This is a genomic window from Pseudomonas sp. P179, assembly GCF_000478485.2.
Taxonomy (GTDB): Bacteria; Pseudomonadota; Gammaproteobacteria; order Pseudomonadales; family Pseudomonadaceae; genus Pseudomonas; species Pseudomonas aeruginosa.
Genome location: NZ_KI517354.1, coordinates 434,026 through 451,205, shown reverse-complemented (window position 1 = coordinate 451,205; position 17,180 = coordinate 434,026). Strand labels below are relative to the sequence as shown.

Below are 17,180 nucleotides of genomic sequence, written 5' to 3'. Positions count from 1 at the left end.
CGTGCGTATCGAAAATCGAGTGTTCCTGGTTACCGGCGGCAGCTCCGGCCTCGGCGCCGCCACCGCGAAGATGCTGGTGGAGCAGGGTGGCAAGGTGGTGCTGGCCGACATCAACGCCGAGGCCGGCGCGGCCAAGGCCGCCGAGCTTGGCGCCCAGGCGCGCTTCGTCAGGGCCGACATCGCCAGCGAGGCCGACGGCCGCCAGGCCGTGGCCGCTGCACTGGAGGCCTTCGGCGGCCTCCATGGCCTGGCCAATTGCGCGGGCGTGGCGCCGGCCGAGAAGGTTCTCGGACGCAATGGCATCCATGCCCTGGAGAGTTTCCGCCGGGTCATCGACATCAACCTGGTGGGCAGTTTCAACATGCTGCGCCTGGCCGCCGAGGCCATGTCCCAGGGCCAGCCGGACGAGGGCGGCGAGCGCGGGGTGATCGTCAATACCGCCTCGGTGGCGGCGTTCGACGGGCAGATCGGCCAGGCCGCCTATTCCGCCTCGAAGAGCGGGGTGGTCGGCATGACCCTGCCCATCGCCCGCGAGCTGGCGCGCTTCGGCATCCGGGTGATGACCATCGCCCCGGGCATCTTCGAGACACCGATGATGGCCGGCATGCCCCAGGAGGTGCGCGACTCCCTCGGCGCCAGCGTGCCGTTCCCGCCGCGCCTGGGGCGTCCGGACGAATACGCCGCGCTGGTCCGGCAGATCATCGAGAACAGCATGCTCAACGGCGAAGTGATTCGCCTCGACGGCGCCATCCGCATGGCCGCCCGCTAATACAGGAGGAAGATCCCATGACCCGCGAAGATCCGATCGTCATCGTCAGCGCCGTCCGCACCCCGATGGGCGGCTTCCTCGGCGACTTCAAGGACGTCAACGCCGCTACCCTCGGTGCCGCGGCGGTGCGCGCCGCGGTGGAGCGGGCGCGCCTGCAAGCCGACGAAGTGGACGAGGCCGTGCTCGGCTGCGTGCTCGCCGCCGGCCAGGGCCAGGCGCCGGCGCGCCAGGCGGTGCTTGGCGCCGGACTGGCGCGCGGCACGCCGTGCTCGACGCTGAACAAGATGTGCGGCTCGGGCATGAAGGCGCTGATGCTCGCCCATGACACGTTGCTCGCCGGCAGCGCCGGGGTCGCGCTGGCCGGGGGCATGGAAAGCATGTCCAACGCGCCCTACCTGCTGGAGCGCGCCCGTAGCGGCTACCGCATGGGCCACGGCAAGGTGCTCGACCACATGTTCCTCGACGGCCTCGAAGACGCCTACGACAAGGGCCGCCTGATGGGCACCTTCGCCGAGGACTGTGCCGAGGCCTACGGCTTCACCCGCGAAGCACAGGACGAGTTCGCCGTGGCCTCGCTGACCCGCGCGCAGCAAGCCATGCGCGACGGGCGCTTCCAGGCCGAGATCGTGCCGCTGACGGTCACCGCCGGCAAGACCGAGCGCCTGGTGGATAGCGACGAGCAGCCGCCGAAGGCCCGGCTGGACAAGATCCCGACCCTGAAGCCGGCGTTCCGCGAAGGCGGCACGGTGACCGCGGCCAACTCCAGTTCGATTTCCGACGGCGCCGCCGCGCTGGTCCTGATGCGCCTTTCCGAGGCCGAGCGACGCGGGCTCGCGCCGTTGGCGGCGATTCGTGGGCATGCTTCGTTCGCCGACGCGCCGAACCTGTTCCCCACCGCGCCGGTCGGTGCGGTGAAGCGCCTGATGCAGCGTACCGGCTGGTCGCTGGGCGAGGTCGACCTGTTCGAGGTCAACGAAGCCTTCGCCGTGGTCGGCATGGCGGCAATGCGCGACCTCGACCTGTCCCACGAGCGCCTCAACGTCCACGGCGGCGCCTGTGCGCTGGGCCATCCGATCGGCGCGTCCGGCGCGCGGATCGTCGTGACCCTGCTCAACGCCCTGCAGCAGTACGACCTGGAACGCGGCGTGGCGGCGGTCTGCATCGGCGGCGGCGAGGCGACCGCGATCGCCGTCGAGCGCTTGCGCTGATGCAGGCAGTGAAGAAGAGGAACCCGCGATGATTCCCTGCGAAGAAGAGATCCAGATCCGTGACATGGCGCGGCAGTTCGCCCAGGAACGGCTGAAACCGTTCGCCGCCGACTGGGACCGCGAGCACCGTTTCCCGGCCGAGGCGATCCGCGAGATGGCCGACCTCGGCTTCCTCGGCATGCTGGTGCCCGAGGAATGGGGCGGCGCGCAGACCGGGCACCTGGCCTACGCCATGGCCCTTGAGGAGATCGCCGCTGGCGACGGCGCCTGCTCGACCATCATGAGCGTGCACAACTCGGTCGGCTGCATGCCGATCCACAAGTTCGGCAGCGCCGAGCAGAAGGAGCGCTTCCTCCGTCCGCTGGCCCAGGGTTCGATGCTCGGCGCCTTCGCCCTGACCGAGCCGCAGGCCGGTTCCGACGCGAGCTTCCTGAAGACCCGCGCCCGCCGCGACGGTGACCACTACGTGCTGAACGGTGCCAAGCAGTTCATCACTTCGGGCAGCCACGCGGGGATGGTGATCGTCTTCGCGGTCACCGATCCGGATGCCGGAAAGCGCGGCATCAGCGCGTTCATCGTGCCCACCGACACGCCCGGCTACGAGGTGGTGCGGATCGAGGACAAGCTCGGCCAGCACGCCTCGGACACCTGCCAGCTGGCCTTCAACGACCTGCGTATCCCGGCCACGCTGCGCCTGGGCGAGGAGGGCGAGGGCTACCGCATCGCCCTGGCCAACCTCGAAGGCGGCCGCATCGGCATCGCCGCCCAGGCGGTCGGCATGGCGCGCGCGGCGTTCGAGGCGGCGCGCGACTACGCCCATGAGCGGGAAACCTTCGGCAAGCCGATCATCGAGCACCAGGCGGTGGCCTTCCGCCTGGCCGACATGGCCACCCGCATCGCCGTGGCGCGGCAGATGGTCCACCACGCCGCCAGCCTGCGCGAAGCCGGCCTGCCGTGCCTGACCGAAGCCTCGATGGCCAAGCTATTCGCCTCGGAGATGGCCGAGGAAGTCTGCTCCGCGGCGATCCAGACCCTCGGTGGCTATGGCTACCTCAAGGACTTCCCGGTGGAACGCATCTATCGGGACGTGCGGGTCTGCCAGATCTACGAGGGCACCAGCGACGTGCAGCGCCTGGTGATCGCGCGCAGCCTGTAGCGGCGACTATCCGTCGTTTCCGCAACGGCGCCTTCTCCCTTCAGGGAGAGGGCGCACTGAGGCACCTCGGAAGCAAATGCCCGAGCCTCGTTCGCCCTACGCCCCTTGGCAGGCGCTCACGCCGGCTGCGCCGCCTTGTTCTCGCGCGCGGTGACCTGCTGGCACAGCTCGATGATCTGTTCGCGCATCCAGCGGTTGGCCGGGTCCTGGTCGGTGCTCTCGTGCCAGTACAGGTGGGTTTCCAGTTTCGGCACGTCGCTCACCGGCAGCACCGCGTAGTGCAGGTCGTGGTGACGGGCGAAGCGTTCCGGCACGGTCATCGCCATGTCGGTCTGCTGGACCACCGTGGAGGCCATCAGGTAGTGCTGCGAGCGCAGCGCGATCTTGCGCTGGATGCCCATCTTGCCCAGCGCCAGGTCGATGTAGCCGAGGCCGCTGCGGCGGCTGGAAATATGGATGTGGGTCAGGCCCAGGTAATCGTCCAGGGCCAGCTTCGGCTTGCCCGCCAGTGGGTGGCCGCGGCGCATGGCGCAGACGTAGCGGTCCTCCATCAGCTTGACGTGGCGCACCTGGGGATCGGTGTTCAGCGGCGCGTCGACGGCGAAGTCGAGGCGGCCGGCGGCGAGTTCCTTGGTGGTCTCGCGGCGCTTGGCGAGGAAGCTCTCTATATGCACGTTCGGCGCCAGGCGGCGCAAGCGCTGGAACAGCGGGGGGAGGATGACCGCTTCGGTGAGGTCGGTCATGCTGATGCGGTAGGTCTTGTTCGCCTGCTGCGGATCGAAGCTGCGGCTCTCCTGCACCGAAACCCGCAGCAACTGCAGCGCGTTGCGCACCGGGCCGATGATGTTCTGCGCCATAGGGGTCGGCACCATGCCTTGGGCGGTGCGCACGAACAGCGGGTCGTTGAAGGTCTCGCGCAGCCGGGAAAGGGCGTTGGATACGGCTGGCTGGGTGATGCCGACGATCTGCCCGGCGCGGGTCAGGTTGGCTTCGGTATAGATCGCATCGAACACGATGAACAGGTTCAGGTCGACTTTGTTCAGGTTCATGGCACTGGCTCCGCGACTTTTCTTGTTATTGGGGGCTTGGATGACCCCCATATGGATCATGAATGTTCATGGACGGAAAAAATAGACTGGGCAAATCTTAAGCCCTGTTCCGGCATCGTTACCAGCGCCTTTGTCCGATGCCTCGCCTGCCAACCCGTCAGAAGGTATCCCCCATGGATTTCGCCTATTCCCCCAAGGTCCAGGAGCTGCGTGAACGCGTCAGCGCGTTCATGGAAGCGCATGTCTATCCCGCCGAGGCCGTGTTCGAGCGCCAGGTCGCCGAGGGCGACCGCTGGCAGCCGACGGCGATCATGGAAGAGCTGAAGGCCAAGGCCAAGGCCGAAGGGCTGTGGAACCTGTTCCTGCCAGAGTCCGAGTACGGTGCCGGGCTGGCCAACCACGAATACGCGCCGCTGGCGGAAATCATGGGCCGTTCGCTGATCGGGCCGGAACCCTTCAACTGCGCCGCGCCGGATACCGGCAACATGGAGGTGCTGGTGCGCTACGGCAGCGAGGAGCAGAAGCGTACCTGGCTGGAACCGCTGCTGAGCGGCGAGATCCGCTCGGCCTTCGCCATGACCGAACCGGGCGTGGCCTCGTCCGACGCCACCAACATGGAGGCGCGCGCCGAGCGCCAGGGCGACGACTGGGTGATCAACGGACGCAAGTGGTGGACCTCCGGCGCCTGCGATCCGCGCTGCAAGATCCTGATCTTCATGGGCCTGACCAACCCGGACGCGCCGCGCCACCAGCAGCACTCGATGATCCTGGTACCGGTCGACACCCCTGGGGTGAAGATCCTCCGTCCGCTGCCGGTGTTCGGCTACGACGACGCGCCGCATGGCCATGCCGAAGTGCTGTTCGAGAACGTGCGGGTGCCCTACGAGAACGTCATCCTCGGCGAGGGCCGCGGTTTCGAGATCGCCCAGGGGCGCCTCGGCCCGGGCCGCATCCACCACTGCATGCGCTCCATCGGCATGGCCGAACGCGCCCTCGAACTGATGTGCAAGCGCGCGGTCAGCCGTACCGCGTTCGGCAAGCCGCTGGCGCGCCTGGGCGGCAACATCGACCACATCGCCGACTCGCGGATGGAGATCAACATGGCGCGCCTGCTGACCCTGCAGGCCGCCTACATGATGGATACCGTGGGCAACAAGATCGCCCAGAGCGAAATCGCCCAGATCAAGGTGGTGGCGCCCAACGTGGCGTTGAAGGTGATCGACCGGGCGATCCAGATGCATGGTGGCGCCGGGGTTTCCAACGACTTCCCGCTGGCCTACTGGTACGCCATGCAGCGCACCCTGCGCCTGGCCGACGGTCCGGACGAGGTGCACCGCGCGGCGATCGGCAAGTTCGAGCTGGGCAAGTACGTGCCCAGGGAGATGCTGCGCAGCAGCCGCTGACGGCTGTGGTATAGGGGAAAGGCCCGCGGATGCGGGCCTTTTTCATTCCGGGGAGTCCGCCCCTTTTTCCTCGGCGTTGCGTTCCAGCTGCCACGCGCGACGGCTGTGCAGCAGGGCGGCGAACTCGCGGGCCGCCCGCTCGTTGCGGAAGCAGATCCCACGCGTGCCGAGGCGGACCCGCCAGAAAGGTTCAGCGTGGGTGTCCAGACGTTCGATCCAGAGCGTGTTCGGCATTCGGTTCGGCCTTGTCCTCGACGGTGGCTTTCGGCGTGCGGGTCTTCAGCAGGGAGAGCAGGATACCGCCCGCCAGCAGGCCGAAGGTTACGCCAAGCGAGAGGCCGGCGGGAATCTTGCCGATCACACCGTGGAGCATGATCTTCGCACCGATGAACACCAGAACCAGGGCCAGGGCGTATTTCAGGTAGACGAAGCGGTGGATCATCGCCGCCAGCGAGAAGTACAGGGCGCGCAGGCCGAGGATGGCGAAGATGTTCGAGGTGTAGACGATGAACGGGTCCTGGGTGATGGCGAAGATCGCCGGCACGCTGTCCACCGCGAACACCAGGTCGGCCAGCTCGATCAGCACCAGGGCGAAGAACAGCGGGGTGGCGTAGCGCACCAGCTTGCCGCTGGCGTCCGGCAGGCGGACGAAGAAGTGATGCTCGTGCAGTTCCTTGGTCACCCGCATGTGCTTGCGCAGGAAGCGCAGCACCGGGTTGTGCTCCAGGTCGGGTTCTTCCTCGTGCTTGTTGAACAGCATCTTCACGCCGCTGAACAGCAGGAAGGCGCCGAACACGTACATGATCCAGTCGAATTCCTTCACCAGCGCGGCGCCCAGGCCGATCATGATGGCCCGCAGGACGATGGCGCCGAGGATGCCCCAGAACAGCACCTGGTGCTGGTAGCGGCGGGGGATGCCGAAGAAACTGAAGATCATCGCCATGACGAACACGTTGTCCATCGATAGCGACTGTTCGACCAGGAAGCCGGTGTAGTACTCCACCGCGCTGGTGGGGCCGAAGGCGTACCAGACCCAGCCGCCGAAGGCCAGGCCGCAGGCGAAGTAGCCGGCGGACAGCAGCAGGCTTTCGCGCACGCCGATTTCGTGGTGGTCGCGTTGCAGCACGCCGAGGTCGAGGACCAGGAGAACGATGACGATGGCCAGGAAGGCCAGCCAGAACCAGATAGCCGTACCGAGGAACGGTTCGGTGAGAAATGCATGCAGAGCTGCCATTGGGCCCCCTCGCTTCGAATTGTCGGATGGTCATGTGACTCCGACATGGCGGCAATTGCTTACCGTCAGAGGGGCCCGCAGTCACTCGGAAAAAATAAACCAGGCTCCGGGCGCCGGCAAAACGGCGAGGTTACAAAGTGCTACAGCGTTCAGTAGACCCAGACTTCCACCCGCCGGTTCTTCTGTCGGCCCAGTTCCTGGTCGTTGCTGGCGACCGGCAACTCGTCGCCGAAGCCGGCGATCTCGCGGAAACTCACGCCGCCGCGGGCCAGTTCGCGGCGCACGGCCATGGCGCGCAGACGCGAAAGCAGGACCGAACGCTCGGCGTCGGACTTGGGATCGCCGAAGCCCACCAGCACGGTGCGCTCCTGCAACTTCCGATTTTGCCGCAGGTAGTCCAGCAAACGCTGTACGTCGAGCAGTGCCTTGTTGTCGAGCAGCGCGCTGCCTTCCTGGAAGCGGAAGTTCACCGTCAGGCGCCGCGCCTGTTCCGCGAGCTTGCGGTATTCGGCGGGCATCTGCGGGCGCGGTGCGATCTGCACCGCCTGGATCTTCTGCGCGACGAAGCCGCTGCGGGTGACGATCGCCTGGCCGCGCGGGCCCTGGGCGAAACGTACCAGGGCCTGGGCCCAGGGGTTCTTCTCGCCGGGCTTCAGGTAGAGGAACAGGCGGCGCGACAGCGGGTAGTCCTCGGTGGCGATCAGGCTTTCCTGGGGCGCCATCGGCAGCGATTCGCCGTCGGCGATGGCCAAGGCGCGGGCCCGGCCCACCGACGCGATGCCGACGAAGCCGATGGCGTGCGGATCGGCGCTCACCGCGGCCGCCAGCCGATCGTTGGATTCGAAGCGGCGGGCGTCGCTGGCCAGGCTCTTGCCGTGACTGGCCAGCACCAGTTCCTTGAAGGTGTCGTAGGTGCCGGACTGCTCGTCGCGAGCGTACAGGCGGATGGCGCCGCCCTTGCCGCCCAGTTCTTCCCAGGTACGCACCTCGCCGGCGAACACCGCCGCCAGTTGCGCGGTGTCCAGCGAGGCCAGCGGGTTGTCCGGATGCAGGATGATCGCCAGTCCGTCGATGGCGATCACCTGCTCGGCATATGGGCTGCGCAGGTCGCCGAAGCCGGCCAGGGCGCGAACTTCGCTGTCCTTGACGGGGCGCGAGGCCGCGGCGAGTTCGGCGTGGCGTTCGAGGAGGGCGGCGAAGCCGGTGCTCGAACCGTGGGCGGATAGCTCCACCCTCACCAGGCGGCCGTCGCGGCTCTTGCCGAGCAGATGGAGTTCGTTTTCCCGTTCTCCGGGGGTACGGCGGATATCCTCCAGGCCTTCCTCTTCCATCAGGCCCTCGACCAGGGCCGGCAGGAGCTTCGCGCCGATGGTGTTGGAACCCTGGATGCGCAGCGCCGGCGTGTCGTCCGTGGGGATCGGCAAGGGGGCGGCGAATACCGACCAGGGGAAGGCGTAACAGAGGAATCCGAGGAAAACCAGGCTCAGGGTACGGCTCCAGAGGTCTTTGTCACTGGCGCGCTGGCGGTGTGGCATCGCGGGCATCGTCTTCTATGGGGGAAGGGATTTGCCGGCGAGATTAAGTCAGACGGGTGACGCTAAGGTTACAGCGTTGGGGAATCATGGCCCTGCGCCATTGTCTCGGTCAGGAAGTCGAGAAACACCCGGGTCTTGCCGGCCAGTTGGCGCGATGGATAGACCGCGTGGATCGCCGTCTCGTCGGCCTTCCAGTCAGCCAGCAATTCAACCAGGCGGCCTTCGGCCAGTTCCGCCTGTACGTACAGCCGTGGGATCAGACTCAAGCCGAAGCCGGCGAGCAGGGCATCGCGCACCGCCAGGCTGGAGGACACCCGGTAACGGCCGGCGATAGGCACCGCTATGCACTCGCGGTCCTTGCGGAAGGTCCAGCGGTCGGCATGGCCAGAGAGGCTGAAGCGGATGCACTCGTGTTCGCGCAGGGCCTCCGGCCGCAGCGGCTGGCCATGCTGACTGAGGTAGGCCGGCGCCGCGCAGAGCACGTGCTCCAGGACCAGCAGCGGGCGGGCGACCAGGCCGGAGTCCGCAACCCGGTCGCTACCACGCAGGGCCAGGTCGATGCCTTCGGCGATCAGGTCCTGGCGGCCGTCCTGCAGGAGCAGTTCCAGGCGCAGGTCCGGATAACGCTGGAGAAAGGCCGGAATGGCCGGGGTCAGGCAGGTGAGGGCGAGGGTCAGCGGGGCGCTGACCCGCAGCAGGCCGCTGGGGCCCTGCTGCATCGAAGTGAGCGCGGCGTCGGCGGCCTCGAGGTCGTCGAGGATGCGCTCCAGGCGCTGCCGGTAGACTTCGCCGGCCTCGGTCAGGCTCATGCTGCGGGTGGTGCGATTGATCAGGCGCACCTTGAGGTGCGCTTCCAGCTCGGCGACGTTCTTGCTCACGGCGGCCGGCGAGAGATTCATCTGCCGGGCCGCGGCGGCGAAGCCGCCATTCGCGGCCACGGCGCGGAAGACCTTGAGGGCGGTGAGGTGATCCACGGCGATAATTCACTGTCAGTAATCAATGAATCAGGGATTAAACCATTATCAACCCGAGGTGTGCTGGCTAAAGTCTCGCCATAGTCCACGGTCCTATAGGTGAATGACCATGCAACCCTTCGTCGTCGAACGTCTCGATCACATCGTCCTGCGGGTCCGCGACCTGGAACGCAGCATCGCGTTCTATCGCGATGTCCTCGGTTGCGTGGTGGTGAAGTGGCGCGACGACCTGGAGCTGGCCCATCTGCGCCTGGGCACGTCGATGCTCGACCTGGTCGCGGTGTCCGGGTCGCTCGGCCGGGAGGGCGGTGCGGCGCCGGGTGGGGAAGGGCGCAACGTCGATCATTTCTGCGTGCGCATCGAGCCGTTCGACGAGGCCGCGCTGATCGCCCATCTCGAGGGGTTCGGCCTGGTCCCGCAGGTTCCCGCGGAAATCCGCTTCGGCGCCGAGGGCGACGGCTGGTCGCTGTACTTCTTCGATCCGGACGGCAATCGAGTGGAGCTGAAGGGGCCGCGGGTGGACAATCCTGCCTGAGGGAAAGGTCGCGTGCCGGATAGGGGGGCGTCGGCGAGATCGCCCGGGCCAGGCAGCGACCGCCTGAAGGCTCATCCGGGGATGAGCCTTTTCCTTAGGCTGGGTCTCAGGCCAGTTCCAGCCAGATCGGGGCGTGATCGGAGGGTTTCTCCATACCGCGCAGGTCGTAGTCGATGCCGGCGTCCTTGAAGCGCGACTGCAGCACCCGGCTGGCCAGGATCACATCGATGCGCAGGCCGCGCTTGGGGGTGTCCTCGAAGCCACGGCTGCGGTAGTCGAACCAGCTGAAGCGGTCGTTCACCTCCGGATTCAGGGCCCGGAAGCTGTCGACCAGGCCCCAGTTCTTCAAGGTAGCCAGCCATTCGCGCTCTTCCGGCAGGAAGCTGCACTTGCCGGTCTTCAGCCAGCGCTTGCGGTTTTCCTCGCCGATGCCGATGTCGCAGTCCTCCGGCGAGATATTGATGTCGCCCATCACCACCAGGGCCTGCTCGGGCTTGAAGCTGTTCTCCAGCAGCGACTGGAGATCGGCGTAGAAGCGCTGCTTGGCCGGGAACTTGGTCGGATGCTCGCGGTTCTCGCCTTGCGGGAAGTAACCGTTCATCACGGTGATCGGGTTGCCCTGGGCGTCGCTGAAGGTGCCCCAGATGAAGCGCCGCTGGGACTCCTCGCCGTCGCTCGGGAAGCCGCGGTGCAGTTCCAGGGGCGCCTGGCGGGAGAGCAGGGCGACGCCGTAGTGGCCTTTCTGCCCGTGGTAGTGGACGTGGTAGCCGAGCGCCTCGATCTCGGCCTGGGGAAACTGGTCGTCGGCGACCTTGGTTTCCTGCAGCCCGATCACGTCGGGCTGGTGCCGCTCGATCAGCGCCGCCAGCTGGTGCGGCCGGGCGCGCAGACCGTTGATATTGAAAGAGACGATTTTCATGGTGGGCGTCCTGGCAAAAACAGGAATGCTAGCCCAGCCGGGGGATGCCTGGCGACCCTGGAGGCGCTGTGCTAGTGTCCGCCGGGTACCCGATGGCTGTGTGGCTTGGCGCCTTGCCGGCCCTGTGGTCTGCCGCGGACGGGGATGGCCAGGCCATCCGCTCGACCAATCGCCGTGGCGAAGCGTGCGTGTCGCTGCGCCTGCGGCCGACAAGGAATGCGTTCCATGCCTGATCAGGTCACCGATGTCCGTCTGCTCGACGACGGCTATAGTCGCGAAGTCCGCTCGCTTTTCTACCACGCCTACCGCCACGAACCGACCTTCGCCTACCTGATGGATGCGCAGCGCGCCGGCTACGACCAGCGCGTGCGTGCCTGCGTCCGGGAGATGGTCGAGCGCCATCTGGGCGAAGAGTTGCCGGCCATCGGCCTGTTCATCGACGATCGGCTGGTCGCGGCGGCCCTGATCACGCCGCCGCAGCGGCGCCTGGATATCACCGAGAGCTGGAGCTGGCGCCTGCGCATGCTGTTCAGCGTCGGCCTGGCCGCGACCCGGCGCTACCTGGATTACCACCGGGCGGTGCAGGCCTGCCTGCCGGTCGGCCCCCACCACCAGTTGCCGATGCTCGGCGTGCATCCCGAGTACCAGGGCAGGCAGATCGGCGAGCAGTTGCTGGCGGCCGTGCAGCGCTGGTGCGCCGAGGACTCCGCTTCGCAGGGGCTGGTCCTGGATACCGGCAATGCGCGCTACCTGGACTTCTACCAGCGGCACGGCTACCGCGAGATCGGCGAGGTGACGCTGGGAGCGGTGCGCGAGCACGTCCTCCTGCATCCTGGCGAGACGCCGGCGGCGACCTGAGCGTTCCCCCGGACGCGCGAGAAAAGCCATGCCTGTCAGGCGCTTGGCGTCATAAAACCCGAATGTCAGGAGGTGGTCGGCGGCGTCCGCGCAAATCTGGACGCGCGCCACCCGCCTGCGTAGCATCCGCGCCATGAGACTGACTCAAGGATTGTTCCGGTTCCCGCTGGCCGGGCTGCTGTGCCTGAGTACGGCCGCCTTCGCGGAGAGCCAGCTTAGCGTGCGCGTCACCCCCGCCAATGCCGCCCTGAAGGCCAATATCGAGGCTTATGTGGGTAGCCTCGGCGAGCGGGACGAGGCGGCGTTGCAACGTTTCCGCCGCAATGCCGAGGCACAGGCGGAAAAGGCGGCCCAGGCGCTCGGCTACTTCCAGGCGCAGATCGACAGCGAGGTGAAGGACGGCAAGCCGCCGAAGCTCACGCTCAAGGTAGTGCCCGGCGAGCCCGTGCGCCTGCGCCAGGTGAATATCCAGGTGCTCGGCGAGGCCGCCAGCCTGGAGAGCTTCCGCTTGCCGTCGGGCAAGCAGCTGAAACCGGGCGCGAAGCTGAACCAGGGCGTCTACGAGGACGCCAAGCGGCTGATCCAGAACCAGGCCTCGCGCTACGGCTTCTTCCAGGGCCGCTTCAGCACCCAGCGCCTGAGCATCGATCCGCGCGCCGGCATCGCCGACATCGACCTGGTCTACGACAGCGGCCAGCGCTACACCTTCGGCAAGGTGAGCTTCGACGGCGACTCGATCATCGAGGAAGAACTGTTGCGCCGCATGGTGCCGTTCAAGGCCGGCCAACCCTATGACTCCGAACTGATCGCCGAACTCAACCAGAACCTGCAATCCAGCGGCTACTTCGAGGGCGTGCGGGTCGACGCCGCGCCGACCCAGGCGCAGGCCGACGGCGCGCGCCAGGCGATCCCGGTAGCGGTCCGGCTGGAGGCGCGCAAGCCCCGGACCATGGGCGTCGGCCTCGGTTTCTCGACCGACGTCGGGGCGCGCGCGAGGTTCAACTGGACCCGCCATTGGGTGAATGCCGAAGGACATAGCCTGGGATTCGAGTCGGAAATCTCCGCACCACGGCAGAACGTCGGCGCCTGGTACGAGATTCCCCTCGATCCGCCGCTCACCGACAAGCTGCGCTTCACCAGCGGCTACCAGTTCGAAGACCTGGTCGACACCGAGAGCAAGCTGCTGACCCTTGGCGGCGAATGGCACAGCAAGCAGCCCGATGGCTGGCAGCGGGTGGTTTCGCTGAACTGGATGCGCGAGGAGTACAAGCTGGGCGACGACTCCGGGCTGAGCAGCTTCCTGATGCCGGGGATCGGCTACTCGCTGCTGGAGACCGACAACAAGGTCGACCCCAGCCATGGCTACCGCCTGCAGTTCAACGTCAAGGGGGCGAAGGAAGGCCTGCTGGCCGACGCCGACGTCCTCCATGTCGACGCCATGGCCAAGGGCCTGACCAGCTTTGCCGGCGGCCATCGCCTGCTCGGCCGCCTGCAGGTAGGCGGAATCGCCACCAACGACTACAAGTCGATCCCGCCCTCGCTGCGCTTCTTCGCTGGCGGTGACCAGAGCGTGCGCGGCTACGACTACCGGACGCTGTCGCCGGAGAATTCCGATGGCGACAAGATCGGCGGCCGCTACATGATCGCCGGCAGCGTCGAGTATCAATATCCGCTGGCCGAGCGCTGGCGCCTGGCGACCTTCGTCGACCAGGGCAACGCCTTCAACTCGCTGGACTTCCCGTCGATCAAGACCGGGGTCGGCTTCGGCGTGCGCTGGGTCTCGCCGGTCGGCCCGTTGCGCCTCGACCTGGCCCATGCGCTCGACGACGACGGCGGTTTCCGCCTGCACTTCTCCATGGGGCCAGAACTGTGAAGGCGCTGAAGATCACCTTTCTGGCCATAGTCGGGCTGCTCCTCGCGCTGCTCCTGGGACTCGCTGCGCTGCTCGGCACCCAGACCGGCAGCGCCTGGCTGCTCGGCCGCGTGCCGGGCCTGCAGGTCAGCGGCTTCGAGGGTCGCCTCGGTGGCGCCTGGCAGGCACAGCGGCTGTCCTGGGCGCAGGACGGTACGCAACTGGTCGTCGAGCGGCCGGAACTGCGCTGGTCGCCGGGCTGCCTGGCGGGGCTGCGCCTGTGCCTGCAGCGGGTGGCCGCCGAACGGGTCGCGCTGGACCTGCCGCCGAGCGGCGACAGCGCCGACAGTGGGCCGATCAGCCTGCCGACGCTGAAACTGCCGCTGAGCATCGAACTCGGCGAAGTGGCGGTCGGCAGCTTCCTGCTCGACGGCAACCAGCAGGTCGCCGAACTCAAGCTGGCGGCCCATTGGCTGGCCGACGGCCTGCACATCGACTCGCTGACGGCGCGGGGCTTCGGCCTGGACCTGGCGCTCCAGGGGCGCTTGCAGCCGAGCGGCGACTGGCCCTTGCAGGCCGAAGCCACGCTCGGCCTGCCCGCTCCCGAGGACAAGCCGTGGAAGCTGGCCGTCCAGGTCGGCGGTGAACTGCAGAAGGCGCTGACCCTGAAAGGCCGCAGCAGCGGTTACCTGGACGGCAGCCTGGAAGGACAGTCGCAGGCGCTGGCGGAAAACCTGCCGGCACGATTGCTGATCCGCGCCGACGGTTTCAAGGGTGCGGCCGGACTACCGGACACCTTGACCCTGAATGCCATCCAGCTCGATGCCGGCGGCGATCTCAAGAGCGGTTACCTGATCCGCGGTGGCGCCAGCCTGCCGGGCGAGGGCGGGGCGGTGGCGTTGAGCCTGGACGGGCGGGTCGACGCCCAGGGCGCGGATATCCGCCAACTGCGCCTGGACGCTGGCGGCGAGCAGCGCCTGGAGCTGGTCGGACGCCTGGACTGGCGCGAAAGCCTGGCCGCCGACGCGACCCTGGACTGGAAGGATTTCCCCTGGCTGCGCCTGTATCCGCTGGCGGAGCCGCCGCCGGTGACGCTGAAGACCTTCAAGGCGGAAGTGCATTACCAGGACCAGCGCTACCTGGGCAATTTCAGCGCGGCGGCGAGCGGTCCGGCGGGCGACTTCACGCTGGCCAGCCCGGTGTCCGGCGACCTCGTCCAGCTCAACCTGCCGTCGCTGCAGCTCCGCGCCGGGCAAGGCCAGGCCGAGGGGCGGGTGACGTTGCGTTTCGACAATGGCGTGGCTTGGGATACCGCCCTGCAGCTCAGCGAACTGAACCCGGCTTACTGGGTCGCCGAGCTGCCGGGTTCACTGGCCGGTCCCTTGCGCAGCCAGGGAAGTGTTCGCGACGAGCGGCTGGCGTTGGGCGTGGATCTCGACGTCAAGGGCCGCCTGCGCGGCCAGCCGGCGCTATTCCAGGCGCGCGCCGAGGGCGAGGGGCAGCGCTGGACGCTGGGCAACCTCGACCTGCGCCTGGGGGATAACAAGGTTCAGGGCAGCGGGGCGCTCGACCAGCGCCTGCAAGGCCGCCTGGACATCGCCCTGAACCGTCTCGGCCAGCTTTGGCCGCAACTCTTCGGTCGCCTCGACGGACGCCTCGACCTGGCTGGCAGCCTCGCGGCGCCGCAAGGCAGGCTGAACCTCAAGGGACAGCAGATCGCCTACGCCGAGCAGCGCATCGCCGGCCTCGACCTGCAGGCGAACCTCGATGCCCGGCAGAACGGCACCCTGGCGCTGGTCGCTTCCGGCCTGCGCAGCGGCGAAACCGACCTCGGCCTGTTCAAGGCCAATGCCCGCGGCGACCAACGCCGCCAGCAACTGGAACTGGACCTGCAAGGCGCCTTGCTCAAGCTCGGCCTGGCCTTCGACGGGCAACTGGAGCGCGGCAACTGGCGCGGTCGCCTGGCGCGCGGCGAGTTGAGCAGCGGCGGCCAGGACTGGAAGCTACAGCAGCCGGCGCGCCTGGAGCGGTTGGCCGACGGCAAGGTCAATTTCGGCGCACATTGCTGGGTATCCGGCGCCGCCAGCCTCTGCGGCGGCGAGCAGCGCCTGCTGCCCGAGCCGCGGCTGCGCTACACCTTGCGCGACTTCCCGCTGGACAGCCTGAAGCAATGGTTCCCCGAGGATTTCGCCTGGCAGGGCAAGCTGAACGGCGACCTGCAACTGGACGTTCCGGCCCGCGGCCCGAGCGGCGTGGTCAGCCTGGACGCCGGCAGCGGTACGCTGCGCCTGCGCGACCAGGGCCAGTGGGTCGACGTCGGCTACGACAGCCTGCGCCTGGAGAGCCGGCTGGCGCCCAACCGCGTCGATACCTCCCTCGACTTCCGCGGACCGAAGCTCGGTGAGTTGCGGGTGCAGGCGCAGATCGACCCGCGCCCGGCGAGCAAGCCGCTGAGCGGCGAGTTCAGCCTGGCCGGCCTCGACCTGTCGGTGGCGCGCCCGTTCGTGCCGATGGTGGAGAAACTGCAAGGCAGGCTGAACGGCAGCGGCCGGCTGTCCGGCGGCCTGCTGGCGCCGCGGGTCGACGGACGGGTGACGCTGAGCGACGGCAACATCGGCGGCGGCGAGCTGCCGACCAGCTTCGAGAACCTTTCCCTCGACGCTCGCATCGCTGGCGAAAGCCTGGAACTCGGCGGCGGCTGGCGCAGCGGCAGGTACGGCCAGGGCAGCCTGTCCGGCAACCTGAGCTGGGGCGAGGCGCTGAACGTCGCCCTGAACATTCGTGGCAACCGCCTGCCGGTGGTGGTCGATCCCTATGCGCAACTGGAGGTGGAACCGGACCTGAAGATCGGCATGGCCGGCCAGGAGCTGGCGATCTCCGGCAAGGTCCTGGTGCCGCGTGGCGACATCACCATCCGCCAGTTGCCGCCATCGACGGTCAAGGTCTCCGACGATGCGGTGATCGTCGGCTCCGAGCAGCCCGAGCAGCAGCCGCTGAAGATGAAGATGGACATCGATGTCGAGGTCGGCCAGGACAAGCTGGCGTTCTCCGGCTTCGGCCTCAGCGCCGAACTGGCCGGCCACCTGCACATCGGCGACAACCTGGATACCCGCGGCGAGCTGAACCTGAACAAGGGCCGCTATCGTGCCTACGGCCAGCGCCTGACGATCCGTAGGGCGCGGCTGTTCTTCGCCGGACCGATCGACCAGCCGTACCTGGATATCGAGGCGATCCGCCGGGTCGACGACGTGGTCGCCGGCCTGCGCCTGACCGGCAGCGCCGAGCAGCCGACCAGCGCGGTATTCTCCGAACCGGCGATGAGCCAGGAGCAGGCGTTGTCCTACCTGGTGCTGGGGCGGCCGATGAGCACCGGCGAAGACAGCAACATGCTCGGCGAGGCGGCCCTGGCCCTGGGCCTGGCCGGTAGCGCACCGCTCACCGGGGAAATCGCCAAGCAGCTCGGCATCCAGGACTTCCAGCTGGATACCGAGGGCACCGGCAACAGCACCAGCGTGGTCGCCAGCGGGAATATCACCGACAAGCTCAGCCTGCGCTATGGTGTTGGAGTGTTCGAACCGGCAAATACCATCGCCTTGCGCTACCAGTTGACCAAACGCCTCTATCTCGAAGCGGCGAGCGGCCTGGCCAGTTCGCTGGACCTGTTCTTCAAGCGCGATTTCTGACGGAT

General features: G+C 67.6%; 14 protein-coding genes. 8 read left to right on the top strand and 6 right to left on the bottom strand.

Going from position 1 to position 17,180, the window contains the following annotated elements; translation table 11 throughout:
• The first annotated feature begins 1 nt into the window (after position 1).
• The 3 genes from HMPREF1224_RS14630 to HMPREF1224_RS14620 are packed head-to-tail and all read left to right on the top strand — an operon-like array spanning position 2 to position 3,133.
• Positions 2 to 769, top strand: a complete 768-nt coding sequence (locus HMPREF1224_RS14630) for a 3-hydroxyacyl-CoA dehydrogenase (protein WP_003102518.1) — start codon at positions 2 to 4, stop codon at positions 767 to 769.
• A 17-nt stretch (positions 770 to 786) separates the two neighbouring features.
• Positions 787 to 1,977, top strand: a complete 1,191-nt coding sequence (locus HMPREF1224_RS14625; protein WP_003108823.1) for an acetyl-CoA C-acyltransferase — start codon at positions 787 to 789, stop codon at positions 1,975 to 1,977.
• 28 nt (positions 1,978 to 2,005) lie between these two features.
• Entirely contained in the window at positions 2,006 to 3,133 is a 1,128-nt protein-coding gene (locus tag HMPREF1224_RS14620; RefSeq protein ID WP_003090001.1) for an acyl-CoA dehydrogenase family protein, read from the top strand.
• A 116-nt stretch (positions 3,134 to 3,249) separates the two neighbouring features.
• Here HMPREF1224_RS14620 and HMPREF1224_RS14615 read toward each other — a convergent pair whose 3' ends face one another.
• A complete protein-coding gene (locus HMPREF1224_RS14615) occupies positions 3,250 to 4,182 on the bottom strand; it encodes a LysR family transcriptional regulator (RefSeq protein ID WP_003090000.1) in 933 nt (310 codons plus the stop codon).
• Between the two features lie 173 nt (positions 4,183 to 4,355).
• Between HMPREF1224_RS14615 and HMPREF1224_RS14610 the strand changes: the two genes are divergently transcribed.
• Positions 4,356 to 5,585: an acyl-CoA dehydrogenase gene (locus tag HMPREF1224_RS14610; protein ID WP_003089998.1), complete on the top strand. Its 1,230-nt coding sequence runs from the start codon at positions 4,356 to 4,358 to the stop codon at positions 5,583 to 5,585.
• A gap of 42 nt (positions 5,586 to 5,627) precedes the next feature.
• Here HMPREF1224_RS14610 and HMPREF1224_RS14605 read toward each other — a convergent pair whose 3' ends face one another.
• The 4 genes from HMPREF1224_RS14605 to HMPREF1224_RS14590 all read right to left on the bottom strand — a co-directional run bounded on the left by HMPREF1224_RS14605 (position 5,628) and on the right by HMPREF1224_RS14590 (position 9,328).
• Entirely contained in the window at positions 5,628 to 5,819 is a 192-nt protein-coding gene (locus HMPREF1224_RS14605) for a hypothetical protein (RefSeq protein WP_003089995.1), read from the bottom strand.
• Positions 5,776 to 6,819, bottom strand: coding sequence for a TerC family protein (locus tag HMPREF1224_RS14600; RefSeq protein ID WP_003089993.1), 1,044 nt, complete (start codon positions 6,817 to 6,819; stop codon positions 5,776 to 5,778). Before HMPREF1224_RS14600 ends, HMPREF1224_RS14605 begins: the two co-directional genes overlap by 44 nt.
• Before the next feature lie 149 nt (positions 6,820 to 6,968).
• Positions 6,969 to 8,363: a substrate-binding domain-containing protein gene (locus HMPREF1224_RS14595; protein ID WP_003139062.1), complete on the bottom strand. Its 1,395-nt coding sequence runs from the start codon at positions 8,361 to 8,363 to the stop codon at positions 6,969 to 6,971.
• A gap of 59 nt (positions 8,364 to 8,422) precedes the next feature.
• Positions 8,423 to 9,328, bottom strand: a complete 906-nt coding sequence (locus HMPREF1224_RS14590) for a LysR family transcriptional regulator (RefSeq protein ID WP_003104465.1) — start codon at positions 9,326 to 9,328, stop codon at positions 8,423 to 8,425.
• Positions 9,329 to 9,431: 103 nt separating this feature from the next.
• Here HMPREF1224_RS14590 and HMPREF1224_RS14585 point away from each other — a divergent pair, with 103 nt between their 5' ends.
• The gene (locus HMPREF1224_RS14585; protein ID WP_003131260.1) at positions 9,432 to 9,863 is read left to right on the top strand and encodes a VOC family protein; all 432 of its coding nucleotides are present in this window, start codon (positions 9,432 to 9,434) and stop codon (positions 9,861 to 9,863) included.
• A 106-nt stretch (positions 9,864 to 9,969) separates the two neighbouring features.
• Here the strand turns inward: HMPREF1224_RS14585 and xthA are convergent, their stop codons facing one another.
• Positions 9,970 to 10,782 carry an exodeoxyribonuclease III gene (gene xthA, locus HMPREF1224_RS14580; protein WP_003089983.1) on the bottom strand — a complete coding sequence of 271 codons (813 nt, stop codon included), beginning with the start codon at positions 10,780 to 10,782 and terminating at the stop codon, positions 9,970 to 9,972.
• A 144-nt stretch (positions 10,783 to 10,926) separates the two neighbouring features.
• On the opposite strand from xthA, the gene HMPREF1224_RS14575 reads away from it, so the two are divergent.
• From HMPREF1224_RS14575 to HMPREF1224_RS14565, 3 genes are all read left to right on the top strand, one after another.
• Positions 10,927 to 11,640 (top strand): GNAT family N-acetyltransferase, encoded by a 714-nt coding sequence (locus tag HMPREF1224_RS14575; RefSeq protein WP_003122637.1) that lies wholly within the window; start codon positions 10,927 to 10,929, stop codon positions 11,638 to 11,640.
• 133 nt (positions 11,641 to 11,773) lie between these two features.
• Positions 11,774 to 13,513 (top strand): autotransporter assembly complex protein TamA, encoded by a 1,740-nt coding sequence (locus tag HMPREF1224_RS14570; RefSeq protein ID WP_003122638.1) that lies wholly within the window; start codon positions 11,774 to 11,776, stop codon positions 13,511 to 13,513.
• Positions 13,510 to 17,175, top strand: coding sequence for a translocation/assembly module TamB domain-containing protein (locus HMPREF1224_RS14565; RefSeq protein WP_010793070.1), 3,666 nt, complete (start codon positions 13,510 to 13,512; stop codon positions 17,173 to 17,175). The genes HMPREF1224_RS14570 and HMPREF1224_RS14565 overlap by 4 nt, the downstream gene beginning before the upstream one ends.
• Positions 17,176 to 17,180 lie beyond the last annotated feature (5 nt).

Bases quoted from the DNA above. Each gene is read 5' to 3' on its own strand.
- HMPREF1224_RS14625 (WP_003108823.1), top strand. From the start codon at position 787: ATGACCCGCGAAGATCCGATCGTCATCGTCAGCGCCGTCCGCACCCCG.
- HMPREF1224_RS14620 (WP_003090001.1), top strand. From the start codon at position 2,006: ATGATTCCCTGCGAAGAAGAGATCCAGATCCGTGACATGGCGCGGCAG.
- HMPREF1224_RS14615 (WP_003090000.1), bottom strand. From the start codon at position 4,182: ATGAACCTGAACAAAGTCGACCTGAACCTGTTCATCGTGTTCGATGCG.
- HMPREF1224_RS14610 (WP_003089998.1), top strand. From the start codon at position 4,356: ATGGATTTCGCCTATTCCCCCAAGGTCCAGGAGCTGCGTGAACGCGTC.
- HMPREF1224_RS14605 (WP_003089995.1), bottom strand. From the start codon at position 5,819: ATGCCGAACACGCTCTGGATCGAACGTCTGGACACCCACGCTGAACCT.
- HMPREF1224_RS14600 (WP_003089993.1), bottom strand. From the start codon at position 6,819: ATGGCAGCTCTGCATGCATTTCTCACCGAACCGTTCCTCGGTACGGCT.
- HMPREF1224_RS14595 (WP_003139062.1), bottom strand. From the start codon at position 8,363: ATGCCCGCGATGCCACACCGCCAGCGCGCCAGTGACAAAGACCTCTGG.
- HMPREF1224_RS14585 (WP_003131260.1), top strand. From the start codon at position 9,432: ATGACCATGCAACCCTTCGTCGTCGAACGTCTCGATCACATCGTCCTG.
- xthA (WP_003089983.1), bottom strand. From the start codon at position 10,782: ATGAAAATCGTCTCTTTCAATATCAACGGTCTGCGCGCCCGGCCGCAC.
- HMPREF1224_RS14575 (WP_003122637.1), top strand. From the start codon at position 10,927: ATGGCCAGGCCATCCGCTCGACCAATCGCCGTGGCGAAGCGTGCGTGT.
- HMPREF1224_RS14570 (WP_003122638.1), top strand. From the start codon at position 11,774: ATGAGACTGACTCAAGGATTGTTCCGGTTCCCGCTGGCCGGGCTGCTG.